Origin of the sequence: Rhizobium sp. 268 (assembly GCF_036571585.1) — a bacterium.
GTDB classification, from domain to species: Bacteria; Pseudomonadota; Alphaproteobacteria; order Rhizobiales; family Rhizobiaceae; genus Rhizobium; species Rhizobium redzepovicii.
This window is the reverse complement of sequence record NZ_JAPPSO010000004.1, coordinates 355,293-371,619: the sequence shown is the minus strand read 5'-3', so window position 1 is coordinate 371,619 and position 16,327 is coordinate 355,293. Positions and strand designations below refer to the sequence as shown.

18 protein-coding genes and 2 pseudogenes are annotated in these 16,327 nt (G+C 60.9%); 8 read left to right on the top strand and 12 right to left on the bottom strand.

Annotated elements, in window-relative coordinates; all coding sequences use genetic code 11:
* Positions 1–12 precede the first annotated feature (12 nt).
* Entirely contained in the window at positions 13–822 is an 810-nt protein-coding gene (locus OS035_RS10540) for an alpha/beta hydrolase (RefSeq protein WP_097625939.1), read from the top strand.
* A gap of 63 nt (positions 823–885) precedes the next feature.
* Here the strand turns inward: OS035_RS10540 and OS035_RS10535 are convergent, their stop codons facing one another.
* The 3 genes and pseudogenes from OS035_RS10535 to OS035_RS10525 all read right to left on the bottom strand — a co-directional run.
* Positions 886–1,662: a phosphodiester glycosidase family protein gene (locus OS035_RS10535; RefSeq protein ID WP_097625938.1), complete on the bottom strand. Its 777-nt coding sequence runs from the start codon at positions 1,660–1,662 to the stop codon at positions 886–888.
* A 22-nt stretch (positions 1,663–1,684) separates the two neighbouring features.
* Positions 1,685–2,599, bottom strand: coding sequence for a 4-hydroxybenzoate octaprenyltransferase (ubiA, locus tag OS035_RS10530; protein WP_131711774.1), 915 nt, complete (start codon positions 2,597–2,599; stop codon positions 1,685–1,687).
* A gap of 111 nt (positions 2,600–2,710) precedes the next feature.
* A pseudogene (locus OS035_RS10525) lies at positions 2,711–3,295 on the bottom strand (class I SAM-dependent methyltransferase); the annotation flags it as partial.
* On the opposite strand from OS035_RS10525, the pseudogene OS035_RS10520 reads away from it, so the two are divergent.
* A pseudogene (locus OS035_RS10520) lies at positions 3,292–3,450 on the top strand (TetR-like C-terminal domain-containing protein); the annotation flags it as partial. The pseudogenes OS035_RS10525 and OS035_RS10520 sit on opposite strands and share 4 nt — an antisense overlap.
* Before the next feature lie 474 nt (positions 3,451–3,924).
* On the opposite strand, the gene OS035_RS10515 reads toward OS035_RS10520, so the two are convergent.
* Entirely contained in the window at positions 3,925–5,229 is a 1,305-nt protein-coding gene (locus OS035_RS10515; protein WP_331813658.1) for an argininosuccinate synthase, read from the bottom strand.
* Positions 5,230–5,263: 34 nt separating this feature from the next.
* Here OS035_RS10515 and OS035_RS10510 point away from each other — a divergent pair, with 34 nt between their 5' ends.
* Positions 5,264–5,731 (top strand): Lrp/AsnC family transcriptional regulator, encoded by a 468-nt coding sequence (locus OS035_RS10510; RefSeq protein WP_097625935.1) that lies wholly within the window; start codon positions 5,264–5,266, stop codon positions 5,729–5,731.
* 89 nt (positions 5,732–5,820) lie between these two features.
* Here the strand turns inward: OS035_RS10510 and OS035_RS10505 are convergent, their stop codons facing one another.
* The 3 genes from OS035_RS10505 to OS035_RS10495 form a co-directional block, all read right to left on the bottom strand.
* Entirely contained in the window at positions 5,821–6,189 is a 369-nt protein-coding gene (locus tag OS035_RS10505) for a hypothetical protein (protein WP_131711772.1), read from the bottom strand.
* Between the two features lie 72 nt (positions 6,190–6,261).
* Positions 6,262–6,873, bottom strand: coding sequence for a chloramphenicol phosphotransferase (locus tag OS035_RS10500; protein WP_097625934.1), 612 nt, complete (start codon positions 6,871–6,873; stop codon positions 6,262–6,264).
* Between the two features lie 15 nt (positions 6,874–6,888).
* On the bottom strand, positions 6,889–7,701 hold the full coding sequence (locus OS035_RS10495) for a hypothetical protein (protein ID WP_097625933.1): 813 nt from the start codon (positions 7,699–7,701) through the stop codon (positions 6,889–6,891).
* 130 nt (positions 7,702–7,831) lie between these two features.
* On the opposite strand from OS035_RS10495, the gene OS035_RS10490 reads away from it, so the two are divergent.
* Positions 7,832–8,707 carry a bifunctional helix-turn-helix transcriptional regulator/GNAT family N-acetyltransferase gene (locus tag OS035_RS10490; RefSeq protein ID WP_097625932.1) on the top strand — a complete coding sequence of 292 codons (876 nt, stop codon included), beginning with the start codon at positions 7,832–7,834 and terminating at the stop codon, positions 8,705–8,707.
* Between the two features lie 24 nt (positions 8,708–8,731).
* Here OS035_RS10490 and OS035_RS10485 read toward each other — a convergent pair whose 3' ends face one another.
* Positions 8,732–8,935, bottom strand: a complete 204-nt coding sequence (locus tag OS035_RS10485) for a hypothetical protein (protein ID WP_097625931.1) — start codon at positions 8,933–8,935, stop codon at positions 8,732–8,734.
* A gap of 367 nt (positions 8,936–9,302) precedes the next feature.
* The gene (locus OS035_RS10480; protein WP_131711771.1) at positions 9,303–9,944 is read right to left on the bottom strand and encodes a dihydrofolate reductase family protein; all 642 of its coding nucleotides are present in this window, start codon (positions 9,942–9,944) and stop codon (positions 9,303–9,305) included.
* A gap of 91 nt (positions 9,945–10,035) precedes the next feature.
* Here OS035_RS10480 and OS035_RS10475 point away from each other — a divergent pair, with 91 nt between their 5' ends.
* Entirely contained in the window at positions 10,036–10,557 is a 522-nt protein-coding gene (locus OS035_RS10475; RefSeq protein ID WP_097625929.1) for a winged helix-turn-helix transcriptional regulator, read from the top strand.
* Between the two features lie 25 nt (positions 10,558–10,582).
* Here the strand turns inward: OS035_RS10475 and OS035_RS10470 are convergent, their stop codons facing one another.
* The 3 genes from OS035_RS10470 to OS035_RS10460 are packed head-to-tail and all read right to left on the bottom strand — an operon-like array spanning position 10,583 to position 13,187.
* On the bottom strand, positions 10,583–11,431 hold the full coding sequence (locus tag OS035_RS10470; RefSeq protein ID WP_179867122.1) for an ABC transporter permease: 849 nt from the start codon (positions 11,429–11,431) through the stop codon (positions 10,583–10,585).
* A complete protein-coding gene (locus OS035_RS10465) occupies positions 11,389–12,189 on the bottom strand; it encodes an ABC transporter permease (RefSeq protein WP_097625927.1) in 801 nt (266 codons plus the stop codon). The genes OS035_RS10470 and OS035_RS10465 overlap by 43 nt, the downstream gene beginning before the upstream one ends.
* Complete coding sequence (locus OS035_RS10460) at positions 12,186–13,187, bottom strand: ABC transporter ATP-binding protein (protein ID WP_183779473.1); 1,002 nt, start codon at positions 13,185–13,187, stop codon at positions 12,186–12,188. The genes OS035_RS10465 and OS035_RS10460 overlap by 4 nt, the downstream gene beginning before the upstream one ends.
* A 203-nt stretch (positions 13,188–13,390) precedes the next feature.
* Between OS035_RS10460 and OS035_RS10455 the strand changes: the two genes are divergently transcribed.
* From OS035_RS10455 to OS035_RS10445, 3 genes are all read left to right on the top strand, one after another.
* Entirely contained in the window at positions 13,391–13,948 is a 558-nt protein-coding gene (locus OS035_RS10455; protein ID WP_183779471.1) for an NADPH-dependent FMN reductase, read from the top strand.
* A gap of 264 nt (positions 13,949–14,212) precedes the next feature.
* Positions 14,213–14,884, top strand: a complete 672-nt coding sequence (locus OS035_RS10450) for a response regulator transcription factor (protein WP_097625925.1) — start codon at positions 14,213–14,215, stop codon at positions 14,882–14,884.
* Positions 14,884–16,236, top strand: a complete 1,353-nt coding sequence (locus OS035_RS10445; RefSeq protein ID WP_183779469.1) for a sensor histidine kinase — start codon at positions 14,884–14,886, stop codon at positions 16,234–16,236. Before OS035_RS10450 ends, OS035_RS10445 begins: the two co-directional genes overlap by 1 nt.
* The last annotated feature ends 91 nt before the right edge of the window (positions 16,237–16,327 follow it).

Genomic DNA, 16,327 nt, shown 5'->3' with positions numbered 1-16,327 from the left:
TTAGAGGAAGTTATGGCCGCAGAAGAAACGGTAAGCTTTGAGGTCGATGGGTGTCGTGTTGTCGGAACATTGTGTCTGGCGGTCTCGGCAAACGCACCGATTGTCGTGCTTCTCCATGGGTTCGGAGGAACGCGGCACGAACTCATAATTTCTCACACCGGCACCGGTATTCTGGCGCATACGGCGGAGAAGCTCGCGTCTCTGGGGTTTTCGAGCCTTAGGATTAACTTTCGAGGTGTTGGCGAAAGCGGCGGACGCTTTCAAGACGCGACGTACAATCACCAAGTCGAGGATTGCATCGCTGCGATGGACTTCGTCAGCGATCTGCCGTCGGGTGGTCCAAATGCGATATTTCTGCTGGGATGGAGCCAGGGTGGGCTGGTTGCTGCCGCGGCGGCGGGCCGTACAAATCGACCAGCGGCGGTTGCGCTCTGGGCCCCCGTCGGCGAACCCAAAGTTTCCTTTCCAGCCTTGATCGGGCGCGATGTGTATGAACGGGCACTCGCAAGCCGATCGCCTACCAATGTCCAGATGCCGTGGGGCGCGTCGCTAACCCTCGGGCATGAATTCTTTGCCGACGTCGAAAATCTGGATCCGTTAAACGAGATCGCTAACTATCGTGGACGGGTTTTTATTGCTGAAGGTAGCCTGGACACTGCTATTCCTCTGGGAACAGCGGCAAAATTCGCTCAGGCGCACAAGGGTGCACACCAAGTTTGGGAGGCTCCCATGGATCATATCTTCAACACTTCTGAGAACGTCGAGATGCTGGACAAGCTGATCACCGCCACTGCACTGTTTTTCAGTGCCCAACCGATTTGAGGCGAATCAAGATGCGGTACGCGGCTCGATGCCCACTTCGATCCAGGCGGATTTCCTCGGGCACTATTCGACAAGCCCAAGGATCGGGCCGTAGCCGCCGTGCCAGGAGCGGTCGTTGCGGCCCATCGCCGGATGGTAGAGCCCGACACCGTTTCCGCCGTCGAAAAACAACGCGTCGGGGCATTGCAGCTGGTCGCGGAAGAGCCGTGCGAAATCGTGGAAATTCACTCCGTCTTCGCTGATTGCCAAGCGGACCGTGCCGGCCGCGCAGATGCCGATACCGCTTCTGCGGGTTCGATCCGTCGAGCCGGGGATCAAGATCGGGTTCAGCTTGTCGGCGATGACAAGCATCGGACCGGACTGCGTGGCGAACCGCACCTTGGGCGCATTTTTCAGAAATTCATCGGTCGGCAGTATGCCGGCGCCTGCTTCACCAAGAAAGAATACGCCGTTCGGCTTCTTGTAGAAATTCGGCACCTGGCCGGCGGAGCTTTCGGCCTTTGCGGTATTGGCGGGTTTCAATTCCCTGGCGTTTTCGACATACAGCCCCATCGGCGAAAAATCGGCCCGGTACATGCCGGCGTTGACGGCCAGCACCAGCGTCTTCCCCTCGGCGCGAACGGCTTCGGCAAGGCTTGAAAAAGTCCGGTACGGCTCGCCATCGGCGCCCTTCCAGAACAGGCGCAGGTCGGCTTTCCCCGTTTGCAGCGTGCAGACGACGTATTTCGCCTCTTCGAAAGTCTCCTGGTCGCATTGCTCGGCATGGGCCTGATGCAGGGGTGTCATCGTTGCTGCCAGCATCATGGTGGCCGCGAACGCGGCTTGTTTAAAATAGGTCATCGGCGTCACGTCCTTGAGCTGTCTACCATGTGCCTGACAGAGCCGTGCCGGCGAGCAGCACGCCCGTCGGTATATTGGCGAGGAACAGGCGATAATTCAGGTCCGGGCGGGCAAGGTCGATCCGCCGGGTCTGCCACGCAAGCTGGGCTGCGATCACCAGCATTCCGATCGTATAAGGCGACGACATCTCCAGCAGCCAACCCCCGAGCGACCACGCCGCAACGGCCAGAGCATAGAACAAGCCGATCCACAACTTGCCGCGCCGGCCGAACAGGATTGCCGTCGATTTCAGGCCGAGGCGGGTGTCATCCCTGACATCGACATAGGCATAGACCGTATCATAGCCGATCTGCCAGGCGACGGCCCCGGCCCACATCAGCACAGCGCCGGCCGGGATATGGCCGGCAATCTGGGCCCATGCCATCAGCATGCCCCAGTTGAACGCCGCGCCCAGCACGGCCGGGGGCCAATGGGTGAATCGCTTGCAGAGCGGATAGACGAAGACGAGCGGCAGAACCGATATCGCGATCAAACGCGTGTAAGGCGTCAGGAAAAACAGAAGCGAGGCCGCGAGCATCAGTTCGGCTACCAGAAAGACGAAGGCGTGCATCGCACCGATATCGCCGCTTGCGAGCGGCCGAAAACGGGTCCGCTCAACGTGAGCGTCAAAATTCCGATCCGCGATGTCGTTGACCGTGGAGCCGGCGCTTCTCATCAGCAAGGCGCCGAGAGAGAAGATCACGAGTTCACCGAGGTCCGGCAGGCCGTGCGACGCCTGAATGAGGGCAGCCCAGCACGGGAAAAGCGTCAGCCATATTCCGACCGGCCGATCCAGCCGCGCGAGCCGCGTATAAGGCCGCCATGCGACCGGCAATCGGCGATCCACCCAGTCGCCATGGTGGATGTCGCTGAGGTCGGGGTGACTCGAAGTCATCATGAGACAATCCAAATTTCCTGTCGCAGCGGCCGGGATAGCGGCGGCCAGAATAGGAATTTTTGCAAACGGAGCAATGGCCGCCTGCAGCGAGCGGCAGCCTTGGGTCCGTTCCTATTTACCGGCGAATGCGACATGGGGACCGGCGCCGCGATCCGGCGCATCTGCGGGCTGGCCGAAGAAACGTTTGGCCATTTCGGTCGGGCCGATACCCTCCAGATATCGGAAGCCCAGGCTCAGCAATCGGTCCGCGAGCTGCTTGGGATCGAAGTGCGTCAGCCATGGCTCGCCGGCAGCGGCCGTGCGCGACCCCATTTCCGCGGCGCGGGCGCGGCGTTCGGGCGGATAGTTCTCCAAGGGTTCGCTGTAGTCAAAGACGATGGACGAGCTCGGCAGGCCGGCGACGAAGCGCAGCAGGGCAAACACCGACGGTTCCGTGAGATAGGGCACGACGCCGAGCCAGATGAAGAAGGAGGGCGTTTCGAGTTCGAGACCGCAATCGACCAGGCGCGTTCCGAGATCTTCCTGCTCGAAATCGACGGGAACGAATGTCGGCAGATTTTGCGTCACCCCTATCTCGCTCAGCCGCCGCTGCTTCCAGCTCTGCGTGGCAGGATGATCGACTTCGAAGACCTTCAAGCCGGCATGAGGATTGCGCAGTGCGAAGGTGTCGAACCCGGCGCCGAGGATGACGGCCCGGGGACGTGCCGAACGCCGCGCTCTTCCTCTGGTCGCTGACGCATGGCCTTGCCTTGCTGATGATAGACGGCCAGGTCGAAGCCGGAGCCGATCCCGATGCGAAGGTCGAGGAAATCCTGAAGCTCGTCGGCATGGGATTGCCTGCAGCGAGATAGGCTGTTGTCGGCGCGCTCGGCCCATCCTCTCCACACAAGTCCGTCCAGCAGGATTGCTTCGATCCTGAGCATGAGCGAGTGGCACGGAGATCGGGCAAGAAGCCCGAATATTCAATCGCTACCAGGCGGTACGGGCAGTGCCGAGTGCTGTTGTATGCGAGGATGATACCTGCGCGATATGCGTTTTGAGCGACACGACGCAGTTTCCCGGAAAACTGAGTTTGTGCATCGTCAAGTGCTTCAGCAACGCCTCCGCATCGCGCTTCTCAGTAAGCGGAAATGTCACAGTCATGCGAGTTCCTTCCAACGAACACAGTGAGCATCCGATATAGCTAATGTCTAAATTCTTTTGCGCCGCAACAAGAAAATTTTAATGATAAAATTAAAATCGATTAGCTTTTTCGTGTGTCTTTTTAAGATCGTTTGAAATCGGATTCCCGGTCGCGGCTGCCAACGCGCCGACGCAAGGCAGGCTCATCTGCCGTTGCGGGCTGCCCAGCTCCTGAGCCGCAATCCGTTGAGTTTGATGAAGCCTTCGGCGTCGTGATGGTCATAGGCGACGGCGCTTTCCTCGAAGGTGACGAGATCGGCGGAATAGAGTGAGCAGGGCGAGGTGCGGGAGATGACCGTAGCGCTTCCCTTGTAGAGCCGTACCGTCACTTCGCCGCTGACGAAGTCCTGGCTCCGGTCGATCAGAGCCTGCAGCATTTCCCGCTCGGGAGAGAACCAGAAGCCATTGTAGATCAGCTCGGCGTAGCGGGGCATGATCTCATCCTTGAGGTGTGCGGCGGCACGATCGAGCGTGATCGTTTCAATGCCGCGATGCGCCGCAAGCAAAATCGTGCCTCCCGGCGTCTCGTAAATGCCTCGCGATTTGATGCCGATGAAGCGGTTTTCGACGAGATCGAGCCGCCCTACGCCATGTCGACCGCCGAAGCTGTTGAGTTCTGTGAGCAAGGCAGCGGGTGTCATCGCCTGGCCGTTCACGGATACAGGGTCGCCGTTTTCGAAGCCGATGGTGACGGTCTCGGGGGTATCGGGAGCGTCGACAGGATCGACCGTGCGCTGATAGATGTATTCGGGCGCGGCCTCGGCCGGATCTTCGAGGATTTTGCCTTCGGTCGAGGTGTGCAACAGGTTGGCGTCGATCGAGAAGGGCGCTTCGCCGCGCTTGTCCTTCGGCACCGGGATCCGATGCATCTCGGCATATTCCAGAAGCTGCATGCGGGAGCGGATGTTCCATTGGCGCCAGGGAGCAGCGACCTCAATCGACGGATCGAGTGCATTGACGGCGAGTTCGAACCGGACCTGGTCATTGCCCTTGCCTGTCGAGCCGTGGGCAACGGCATCAGCACCGACCTGCCGGGCTATGGCGACCAGATGCTTGGCAATCAGTGGCCGGGCGATGGAGCTGCCGAGCAGATACTGCCCCTCATAAAGCGTGTTGGCGCGCAGCATCGGAAAGACGAAGTCGCGAACGAATTCCTCCCGCAGATCGACGATACGGATGTCCTTGACCCCCAACATTGCTGCCTTCGCCCGCGCCGGCTCAAGCTCCTCGCCCTGGCCGAGATCGGCGGTGAAGGTCACGACCTCGCACCCATAGGTCTCCTGCAGCCATTTGAGGATGATCGAGGTATCCAAGCCGCCGGAATAAGCGAGCACGATTTTATCTATCTGTCTTGCCATCAACCGTCTCCATATCGATGCTTGCAACGATAGGTCATGTCTTGCGCAACTAGCTTGCGAAGAAGCCTCAAAATTGCGATCGTTTGGCATATTATGCCACTATGAAAGAACTCGGAGCTATAAAGTGCCGAACATCCTTGATGCGATCGATCGCCATATCCTGCGCGTGCTTCAGCGCGACGGGCGCATTTCGAATGTCGAACTGGCAAAGGAGGTGGGGCTGTCGCCTTCGCCCTGCCTGCGCCGCGTGCGGCTCTTGGAAGAGGCGGGTGTTATCGATCGGTATGTTGCTGTGCTGGACCCGGCAAAGGTTGGGGCGGGGCTGACGGTTTTTGCCCGCGTATGGTTCAAGACCCAGGATGCCGAGGTTACGCTGCGCTTCGCCGAAGCGGTCCGGCGGTTTCCCGAGGTGATGGAGTGCTACCTGACGACAGGAGAATGTGATGCCGTGCTGCGGATCGTCACTGCCGACCTGCACAGCTATTGGCGTTTCCAGGCCGACCACCTGACCCGCATTCCGAGCGTCCTCAGCGTCAAGACCGATGTGCCGATGGAAACGTTGAAGCGGAGCTACGAACTGCCTTTGCGATAGGTGCGCGTGGCATCCTGCATGTCGGTGGATGGCCAGCCCGGCCTTTCTCGGGATGAGGGCTGGAAGGAGAGGCCAGAGATCACGCGTGCTTAGAAACCAGCGGCAGGAGGGTTCCGCCTTCGCGCGAGCCAGACCATGCTCAAACCCAGCAGCAGGGTCATCACCACATGAGTCATATAATCAAGCGTGGTCTGCGGGCCAACGCCGACGGCGATGGTGAAGGCGCCGACGAGAGTGCCGAGGAGCGCGAAGGTCTGGGCGCAGAGCGCCGCCGTTCGGCTCCATGGGCGGTTGAGGATGAACGAGATCAAGCCGAGCAGAAGGACGGCCGCTATCACCGCTTCGGCGATCATCGCTTGGCGGTGCTCGTGAGCTTCAAGGATAAAGCCGGCATGGGTGAGCGAAGCGGTGGCATAGAGGCAGGTTTCAATCAGGAAGAGGATCGTGAGGGCATTCATGGCGTCTCTCCTTGGCAGCCGATGAGGGACCGATTGCTCCATCTCGTGACCTTGCGCCGATCTTTGTCGATACTAAGCGCTGCCATTGTCCGCTTTCAAAATATGGCCAGTCGTCGCCTTGCCTACCGCCTCCGAAACATGATTTCGAATGGCGTCCGCACTTTCCTGCGGTGACGCGAAAGTGACATCCAGGACGAGGGTGTTTTGATGTTGAGGATCGAGAACGCAAGCTTGTCGGCTGCGTTTTCTCGACGCCTCCGCATCTGTGGATTTCAGGTGGGCACGGCGTGCCGGTGTCGAAATCCGGCGCGCCAACTCGTCCTCATCGCAGAGCAGCCGCACTGGCACCAGCAAGGCTTGGCGTTGTTGTGCTGCGGCAGCAATTTGCTGAAACGTGCGCATGCTTCGCTGATCGCCGTCAATCCCGGCATGCGTGAAGATGAAATTGGCCGAAGGCGCGCTATAGGCCACGATCGCATCCAAGACGGCTTGCCGAACCCTGCCGGTGTATTCCCATATTCCTTCCGGGAGGGGGGACGTCCCGCCGTCATCCAGGAGGCGCAGTATCGGGTTGTTGAACCAGTGATTGTCGATAATCTTTGCGGGGACAAGCGGACTTAATTCTTTGGCGATCGCGAGTTTGCCGACGCCCGGAAAACCGATCAGCAGAATGAAAATATTCATACGGAGCAACGTCCCTCATTCAATCTGGATATGGATATGGTCGTCGTGGCGGGCGGCACGGCAGCCTTGGAAGCGGACGTGGCTGTCGGTGATGCCAAGCGCGTTCTTCAGATGCGGCTCGATGAAGATTTTCTGCAGGCCGAAGCGTGCCACGCCTTCGCTGGTCAGCCAGGCGACCGCGGCCGATGTGCGCTGCTCCTCGATGCCATAGGCCGGAAACAATGGCTGCAGCGCGTCGAAATCCCAGCGTGTGGTCAGCCAGTCGTTGCGGCCTTGGCATGGCAGTTCGTCGCCTGGTGCCGGCTCTTCGAAGGCGAAATAGCCGATCGGGGAGCGGGTGGCGCCATTCAGGAAGGCGCCGTCGGCATTCTTGTAATAATAGGCGAAGTCGAGCTTTTTCCCGTCAGCATGCGACAGATGCGGCAGCAGCGGAAAGCCGTTTACGAAGGGGAAATTTGAATCGAGCGCAACGGTGACGGTGCCCGGAAATTCCTTGTCCATGTGAGCGGCAAGCGCCTTTGCCAGATCGCGCAGGTCAGGCGTGACGTAATTGCGGTTCAGCAGGCAATAGATCGGGGAGCGGATCACCAGCCTGTCAGTGGCGACCGATCTGCAGGAGAGGGGAACGCGCCCGAACATCGGGGCTGCGAGGCCCGCGGCAAACGACGCACCGGCATAAAAAAGCAGGAAGATGGTCAGCTTTGCCAGAAAGCGGCGGATGCGCCAGGCGCGTGACGCGGCGAGGGCGATGACATAGGCGACGCCGCCGATCTGCGTGAGCAGCGTCAGAATGACGACGATCAGGACGTGGAGGGTAAAACGGGACACTGGGAGAGCCTTGCGGGACGTTGTCATCCCATAGGCGAGGGGATGCTGATCGGCAAGATAGCTGCAGGCCGGCGACCGGCCAGTGCGCTCCAAATTGACAGCGGCAGTTATCTGACTTAAGTCAGATAATATGGTTTGCGATCCTATCTCTCGCGTCCGTCGCTTCAACCGTGCCGTCACCTCCGAGGTCGGGGCTCTCGACAGCTCGTTCCTCGGACGCGGACGTCCGCTGGGGGCTGCCCGCGTGCTCAATTCGATCGGCCGGGGACAATCGGATGTTGCCGCGATCCGCGATTATCTGGGCCTCGACTCCGGCTTGATGAGCCGCCTGCTGCGCAGCCTGGAAGAGGAGGGTCTCATCGAGACGGTGCCGAACGCTGAGGACGCACGTCGCCGCGTCGTCAGATTGACCGAAAACGGCCGGTCCGAGTTTCAAGCCTATGAAGCGCTTTCCAATGCGCAGGCGGAAGCATTTCTGGCGCGCCATCGCCGTCCGGAAGAACTTCTGTGCGCCATGGATATGATTGCTTCCTCGCTGAAGCGCGACCAGATCGTGATCGAGGAGAAGGACCCTCGGCACGAGGATGCCCGCTATTGCCTAAGCGAATATTACGGCGAACTTGCACGCCGCTTCGAGAAGGGTTTCGATGTGTCGCTGTCCCGCGATCCCGATGCCACGGATATGATCCGTCCGCGCGGTGCGTTTCTGGTGGCCATGTCCGATGGCCTGCCGATCGGCTGCGTTGGAATGAAGGGCGATGGCGGCGAGGTCGCAGAGGTTAAGAGATTGTGGGTCGCCCCATCCGCACGTGGTCTCGGGCTCGCAACATGCCTGATGACGGCCGCCGAGACCATCGCCCGCGAACTGTCCGTCAAGCTCCTGCGCCTGGATACGAACAGCGCGCTTTCCGAGGCGCAACAGCTTTATCGCGGAAGCGGCTGGGTTGAGATCGGCCGTTTCAATGACGACCCATATCCCGACACGTTTTTTGAAAAGCGTCTTTAGAAGAAGTTCGATGGATCGATGGCCCTACTGGTGAGCCAGATGCTTCGACAGTTCGGCCAAAAGCCTGTCGCGGTCGGTGGTCGTCTGGACAAGATCGACGGCGGCGGTGACGGCGCGGCGTCCTTCGACGCTGTCGACGTCAACCTTCCTGTCGGAGCACCATTGCCGAACGGCATCGGTGACGAGGATTATTTCGCGGTCGTCGAGGTAAATCAGGGATTGGAGCATCACGCGCACTCCGTTGACCGGCAAGAACCCGCAGCAACTCTTAAGCGGTCCCGCCGAAAAATCTTATGGCCGACAATATAATTTTACGCTTATAAAATGCGAACACCACTGCCATTTTAGAATGGTGCGATGACGTACGGTTCCGGGCCGGCTCCAGGGGCCAACGGGATGTATTGACGGCCGTCAGACCGGCACCTGCTAAGGATTGTCTGATCTTCTGCATCGGGGTTTCGGTCTTGATGTTGCGGACGCTTTGGATGCGGCTAGGCTGCCGGTGCTTCCGACCGTCGTCATCGCCATCTTTGCCGCAGACATCCTGCGGCATGCGCGCTGGCAAAGGCGATATCAAGTCAGATCGGCGGCTGGTTTATTTTGCCAGCACGATATGTGTGGCGTGTTCAGTGGCGACATGCTCGGCGACGCGGAAGCCGTGGGCGGGCAGGTCGATGCCGGCGAACATCGCTTCTCCCTTGCCGAGCACGACGGGCGAGATGGCGAAATGCAATTCGTCGATCAGGCCGGCTTGCAGATATTGGCGGACGGTGCTGACCCCGCCGCCGATTTTCACGTCCTTGTCGCCGGCCGCAGCCTTCGCCTTTTTAAGTGCATCTTCGATGCCGCCGGTGATGAAGTGAAAGGTCGTACCGCCCTCCATGACGAGGGGTTCGCGCGGGTAGTGCGTCAGGATAAAGGTTGGCGCGTGATAGGGCGGGTTCGGCCCCCACCAGCCCTTCCAGCTCTCATCAGGCCAATCGCCGCGAATGGGGCCGAACATGTTGCGCCCGAGAATGAAGGCGCCGAAATTCGCCATGCCGCGGGCGGCATAGTCCTCGTCAATCCCTTGTGAACCGTCGTCCTTTCCCTGCATCGCGCGGAAAGTGCTGGTATGGAAAAACCATTGAAACATCTCGGCTCCGCGTTTGCCGAGCGGATCTTGCATGCTTTGTTCCGGACCCGCACCGAAACCATCTACGGACAGGGAAAACCCTGCGACACGCACCTTTGACATGTTCTCCTCCATCTAATTGCGATTTGAAACCGGTTGCGTTATCTCACGAGTGATCCTATATTGCAACCAGTTTTTTCTAGGAGTGCATGTCGTGGATATCGAACTGCGGTCGGGCTGCCCGATCAACCTGACGATGGAGGTGCTGGGCGACAGGTGGAGCCTCATCATCATCCGGGACATCATGTTTGGCAACCGTCGCCATTTCCGCGATCTTCTGACCCATTCGGAAGAGGGGATCGCCTCCAACATCCTGGCGGCGAGGCTGAAGCGCCTGCTCTCGCTGGGGTTTATCAGCAAGCGGGACGATCCGAGCCACAGCCAGAAGGCAATCTACAGCCTCGAGGAGCCGGCCATCCAGCTTGTTCCCGTCTTCGCTATGATCGGCGCCTGGGGGCGGCGCCATCTGCCTGTCAGCGAGGAGCTGAGCATCCGGGCGCAGCTTCTCGAAGAAGGCGGGCCGCCGCTCTGGGACGACTTCATGAAGGATCTCCGGCAAATCCATATCGTCGATCCGATCGGCGGAGCCAACGGCACGCGCACCTCGGCGGTGCTGGCCAAGCTGACGGCGGCGTTCCTCGAGGTCCGAGCGAAATCGTCGGCGCTGGCCTCCTGATATCGTGGGAAATCACCCGGCCCGATCAGCCGCCGGCGCCCTGGTATTTCCCGGTGGCGTAGCGCCAGTACGCCATTGCGATCAGCACCCAGACCGGGCCGGCCGCCAGAGCCGCAGGCGCGGCCCAGTCCCCGAGGATGGGGACGGGTTTGCCGAGCAGGGCGGCGACGGGAACCGAACTGGTGAGGGCTAATGGCACCGCGGTGATGAGGGTGATCTGAATGCCGCCGGGAAATATGTTGAGGGGATAACGCGTCAATTCCCAAAAGCCGAAGAAGATCGAGAACAAGTGATTGGAGCGCACCCAGATCAGTGCCGTGGCGCCGATCATCGTGATCAACGAGGCGGTCAGCAACGCCGCGCTGGTGAGCGTGGCAATGAGGAATGACACGGACCAGACCGACCAGCCGAAATCGACGGATAGGACGGCCCAGCCCATCAGCGCCACCGCGAGGATGACGTGGCCGGCGTAGCTGATGTTGAGACCGGAAAAGATCAGATAGGCCCAGGGACTGAATGGCTTGACCAGCAGCGTATCAAAGGTGCCAAGCCGCACCAGTTCTTCCAGGTCGCGCAGTTGCACGAAGCTCATTGCTGCACCGAGAGAATAGGCGAGCAGCTGGAAGCTGAACAACAGCGCCAACTCCGGCCAGGTCCAGCCGCCGAGCGTGTCGAATCGCGCTAGCAGGATGCCGATGGTGGCGAAGACGCTGCCGTAAGAGAGGATCTGCGCAAGACGATCGAGCCAGAAGGCGCCGCGATATTCCATCTGCGAGCGGACATACATGCGCACCAGCAACGGGATGACGCGGAGGTGGTGGAGGAGCACGGTCAGCCTCCCTGCACGGTGATGCGGGTGGAGGCTGAGTGCCATAGCCAAAGGACGCCCAAGAGGAACAATCCGGCCCAGCCGAGACCGAGGCCAAGATGAAGCCAGGTGTCGGCAGTCGAAAGCCGGCCGAGATAGACGGCATTGGGATAATAGACGACCCAGGCGAAGGGCAGATGGCGGGCGACCGTCGCCAGCGGCTCGGGAAAGAACCAGAAAGGCACGAGTACGCCGGAGAACAATTGCAGCAGGGCGCCGAGGATCCAGTCGAGTGAGAAGCTCGTCATCAGCCAGAAGGCGATGAGGCCGAAGAACGCCGACATCAGGAATAGGAGCGTAAAGGAAAGTGCCCAGAAGGCGATGAACATCAGGGCGTGGAACAGGCTTGCCGGCGGTAGCATGCCGTAAAACAATGCGGTGAAGGCGATGGTTGGGATCACCTGCGTCATCAGCCGATAGAAAAAGCTGCCGCATTCGTTGGCGAAGAGATAGAGCGGATAGGATAGCGGCTTCAGCAACCAGACAGCGATATCGCCTGTTTTGAGCGACCGGCCGATCTCGCCGATGATCCTTTCAGGCCGGGTGGCGCCCATCACCGTGCCGCCGAGCAGCGCATAGGTTACCATCTGCTGCAGCGAGACGCCGTCGACCACGACTGCACCGACCCCGGCATAGGCGGCCTGCCAGATGGCGACGCGGGCGAAGACTTGCACCAGTTTGCCGAAGATGTTGGCCCAGACCTCATTGCGATAGGCGAGCTGGGAATGGAAGGAACTCCGGGTAAAGGCGAGATAGGCGCTCATGACGCCCGCGCCCTGGCGTTGCGCCCCTGGTAAAAGGTGCGGATGACTTCTTCGATGTCCGGCTCGTGCAAAGCCACATCCTTGAGGCCGCGGTCGCTTCCGACCTCCGACAGGATCCTGACCAGCGAAACGTCTTCGCGTTCGATCAGATAGTTCTTGCGCAGGCCCTCGTCGCTGACGAGCGAAGCGGTGCTGAGCGGCAGCGGCCCGGGGTCGCTGGCAAATTCGAGGGTCAGCCGCCGGGCCGAACCCAAAGCGGCGCGCAGGCTCCTCAATTCGCCGTCGAAGATCAGCCTGGCGTGATCGACCATGATCAGCCGCGGGCAGATGGTCTCGATGTCCTGCAGGTCGTGGGTGGTGAGGATGATGGTCACACCGCGCTCGCGGTTGATCTCGGCAAGAAAGCGCCGCACCGCATCCTTGGCGACCACATCCAGCCCGATGGTCGGTTCGTCCAGAAAGAGGATTTTCGGATCGTGCAGCAGCGACATGACGATCTCGGCGCGCATGCGCTGGCCGAGGCTGAGCTGGCGCACCGCGCGGTCGAGAAAGGGCGTCAGGTCGAGCAGCTCGCTGAAGCGCCGGAGATTATCCGCATAGCGGGCAACGGGTATGTCGTAGATGCGCTGGTGCAAGGTAAAACTGTCCACCAGCGGCAGGTCCCACCACAGCTGGCTGCGCTGGCCGAAGACGACGCCGATTTCGCGAGCATTATCCATGCGGCTCAGATGCGGCGTGCGGCCGAGCACCGAGAGCGTGCCGGCGCTCGGCACGAGGATGCCGGTCATCATCTTGATCATCGTGGATTTGCCGGCGCCGTTGGGGCCGAGATACCCCACCGCTTCGCCGGCCGCGACGTCGAAATCGATGTCGGAAACGGCCAGAACTTCGGTATATTCGCTCGTCACCAGCGTCTTCAGGGCGCCCAGAAAACCCGGAAATCTTTTGTGCTGCCGGAAGCGTTTGCTGACGCCCCGTGCCTCGATCAAAGCCGTCATCTGTATTTCCCGCCGATTCGGCAGCTGTCAGGATTGGAACCCAAGCTAACGCCGGGCTCGGCCAGTGCAAGCAAAAGTCGCTTTTGCCTTTCCCTCAATCGCGCAATTCGAAGCGCTCCCGCGCCGCCTGCCGTTCCGAAAAGACGCGCGGCGCCACAGCCTTTTGCGTTGACAGCCGCGGTCAATCGATCGCTGTTGGGCTCATGAAGATTCTCGCAATATCCGGCAGCGCTAGGCGCGATTCCACCAATACGGCCATGCTGCGGGCTGTCCGCGCCGTTGCCCCAAGTGATATCGAAATTGCGATCTTCGATGGTGTGGGAGGTTTGCCGGTATTCTCGCCCGATCTCGAGGGGGAAGCTCTGCCGGCGGCCGTGCGGGATTTCGTCGCATCGATCGCTGGGAGCGACGGGGTGATCATCGCCAGCCCGGAATATGTGCGATCCATCCCCGGCGGCCTGAAGAACGCGATCGACTGGCTGGTCTCTGGCGAGCAGATCGTCCACAAGCCCGTTGCGCTGCTGCACGCATCGCATCGGGGCGATGACATGCTGGAGGGCCTGCGCACGATCCTTGCCACCATCACCGATCGGTTCGCAGCGGATATCTTTCTCCGGCTACCTCTGATGAAGCCGGAACCGGCCGAGGTGTTGCGGGCGGTCGAGACGGCGGAGAACCGTTCGAGGGTGCAGGCCTATCTTCAGGCCTTCTCGGCCTATTGCGAGGCAGCTGGCCAGACGGTCATCGGACCTCCATCATGAGGCCGCTCTCGAACGCCGCTTTTCCGTGAAGCGAGTGCAGTATTGCGAGCGGGGCTGCGAGCAGCGCCGCGACGATGAAGGCGGAGAGGGCATGTCTGGTGAGGAGACGAAGGATAGGTCTGATCATCTCGATTTCTAGGCGCCGCGGATATCTTCTGTGCTGGACCTCGACAATTGCGGCAGCATGACCGGCGCCTTGCAAGCTCCGCAATGCTGCCGCAACCCTTGTGGCGGAGAAAAGGGAAACTGAGACACAGGCGGGCGATGCGAATATTGTTGATAGAAGACGAGAGGGAACTGGCCGAGGCACTGTCGGCAGCACTCGGCAAACATGGGATCGTCACCGACCACACGATGCATCTGGCCGATGCCGTCGAGTTGACGCGGCAGAACCACTACGACGCGATTCTGCTCGACCGGCGCCTGCCTGACGGAGAGGGGTTGAGCTTCATTCCGGAGCTGAGGCGGACCGGAAAACATACGCCGATCATCGTGCTGACGGCGCGCAACGAGCCCAAGGAGCGGGTCGAAGGCCTCGACCTCGGCGCCGACGACTATCTTGGCAAGCCGTTTCTCGTGGAAGAACTGATGGCACGGCTGCGGGCGGTGCTGCGGCGGGCGCCGGATCTTGCCGAATTGCAGATTGCCGCCGGGCGGATGGTGATTGATCCGCTGCACCTCAGCGTCACGGTCGGCACGGTGCCGCTCGACCTGCCGCGACGCGAACTTCTGGTATTGGCAGCCCTTGCCAGGCGGAAGGAGAAGACCGTGCTCCGCTCGACGCTGGAGGCGGCGGTTTATAATTACGAGGAGGAGATCCAGTCGAACGCGCTCGACGCGCATATTTCGCGGCTGCGCAAGCGACTGATCGATGCCGGCGCTGGCGTCGCGATCCATAATATCCGCGGCGTCGGCTATCTCATGAAGGAAGAATGATGGCCAAGGCGCAAGACGCCAATCCGTCGCTGTGGTGGCGACTCAGCTGGCAGCTCAGCATCGTCTTCGTCGCTGTGGTGGCGGCTGTCATCGTCGGCCTTTGCATTTATGGGGCGATAATCCTTTCGCCGAACGTCGCCACGGAAGACAGGCTGACTGTGGCGCTCGATGAGGCGCTGGCCCGCGATGCTCAAGGCAGGCTCGTCATGACCGACAGCCCGCGTCTTCGCGCCTTCAAGGCCGAGAGCGACAGGCTCTGGTTCGTCGTGGCGACGCCGGACGGGCAGACGGTTTCCTATGGCGCCGTGCCGGAGGCCTATCAGGCGCTCGGCCCCTATGTGTATCTGATCAAGGAGGCCGATATACGCGGTGCCGCATCTGTCGGCGAGAGTGCCTCGATCGACAGCGTCGAGACCGGGATCGGGCCTTTGCGGGTGATGTATGGCGGCAACCCGAGCCGGAGCGCCACCTTCCTGACCATGCTCACAGAGACCTATCCGATCTATGTGCCGCTTCTGGTGATCGCCCTGCCGGCGGTGTTTTTTGCGGTCCCGAGGATCGTCGGGCGGTCGCTGAGGGGGATCAGCGAGGTGGCGCGTGAGGCGGCGGCAATCGACCCGCGCCGGCAGGGCGCACGCCTTCCCGTGAGCGGCATTCCCCGGGAAGTGTCGCCGCTGGTAGCGGCCTTCAACGGCGCGCTGGAACGGCTGGAGAATGAATTCCGCAAGCGCCAGCGCTTCCTGATCGATGCTGCGCATGAACTGCGCACCCCGATCGCCATCATGCAGACACGTATCGACGGGATGCCCGACGGCCGGGAGCGGCGGCGGATGCTCGACGACGTGGCGCGGCTGGCCGAGGCGGCCGAGCACCTCCTCGATTTCGAGCGAAACGACCAGGCGGTCGATCTTGACGAAACGGTTGATCTCGTCGGCATCGCCCGTACCGTGGTGGCCGACCTCGCGCCGCTGGCAATCGCGGGCGGTTACCAGATCTGCTTTCAAAGCGATGCGGATAGGCTTGAACGCCGCGGAAGCCCTTCCGCCCTGCCGCGGGCGGTCAGCAACCTGGTGCGCAACGCCATCGATCATGGCGGCAACAGAGGTATGATCACGGTTTCGGTCTCGCGCGCGGTTTCGGGCGGCGACAGGATCAGCGTCGCCGACGAAGGGCCGGGCATTCCGGCCGAACATCGCGAATTGGTGTTCGAGCCCTTCTATCGCGTCACCCCCAGAAGCAAGGGCGCCGGTCTCGGCCTCAGCCTCGTCAGGCAGGTCGCCGCAAACCATGGCGGCGAAGTCGGCATCGAAAGCAGTGTTGCCGGGACGCGGGTGACGATCGAACTCGCATAGACGCGTACGCCTGTCGGAAGCGGCCTGTAATGTTGCGGCAATTCTCGACCGCCACTTTCGCTGGAGACTAAACACCTAGAGCGCCGCGCGT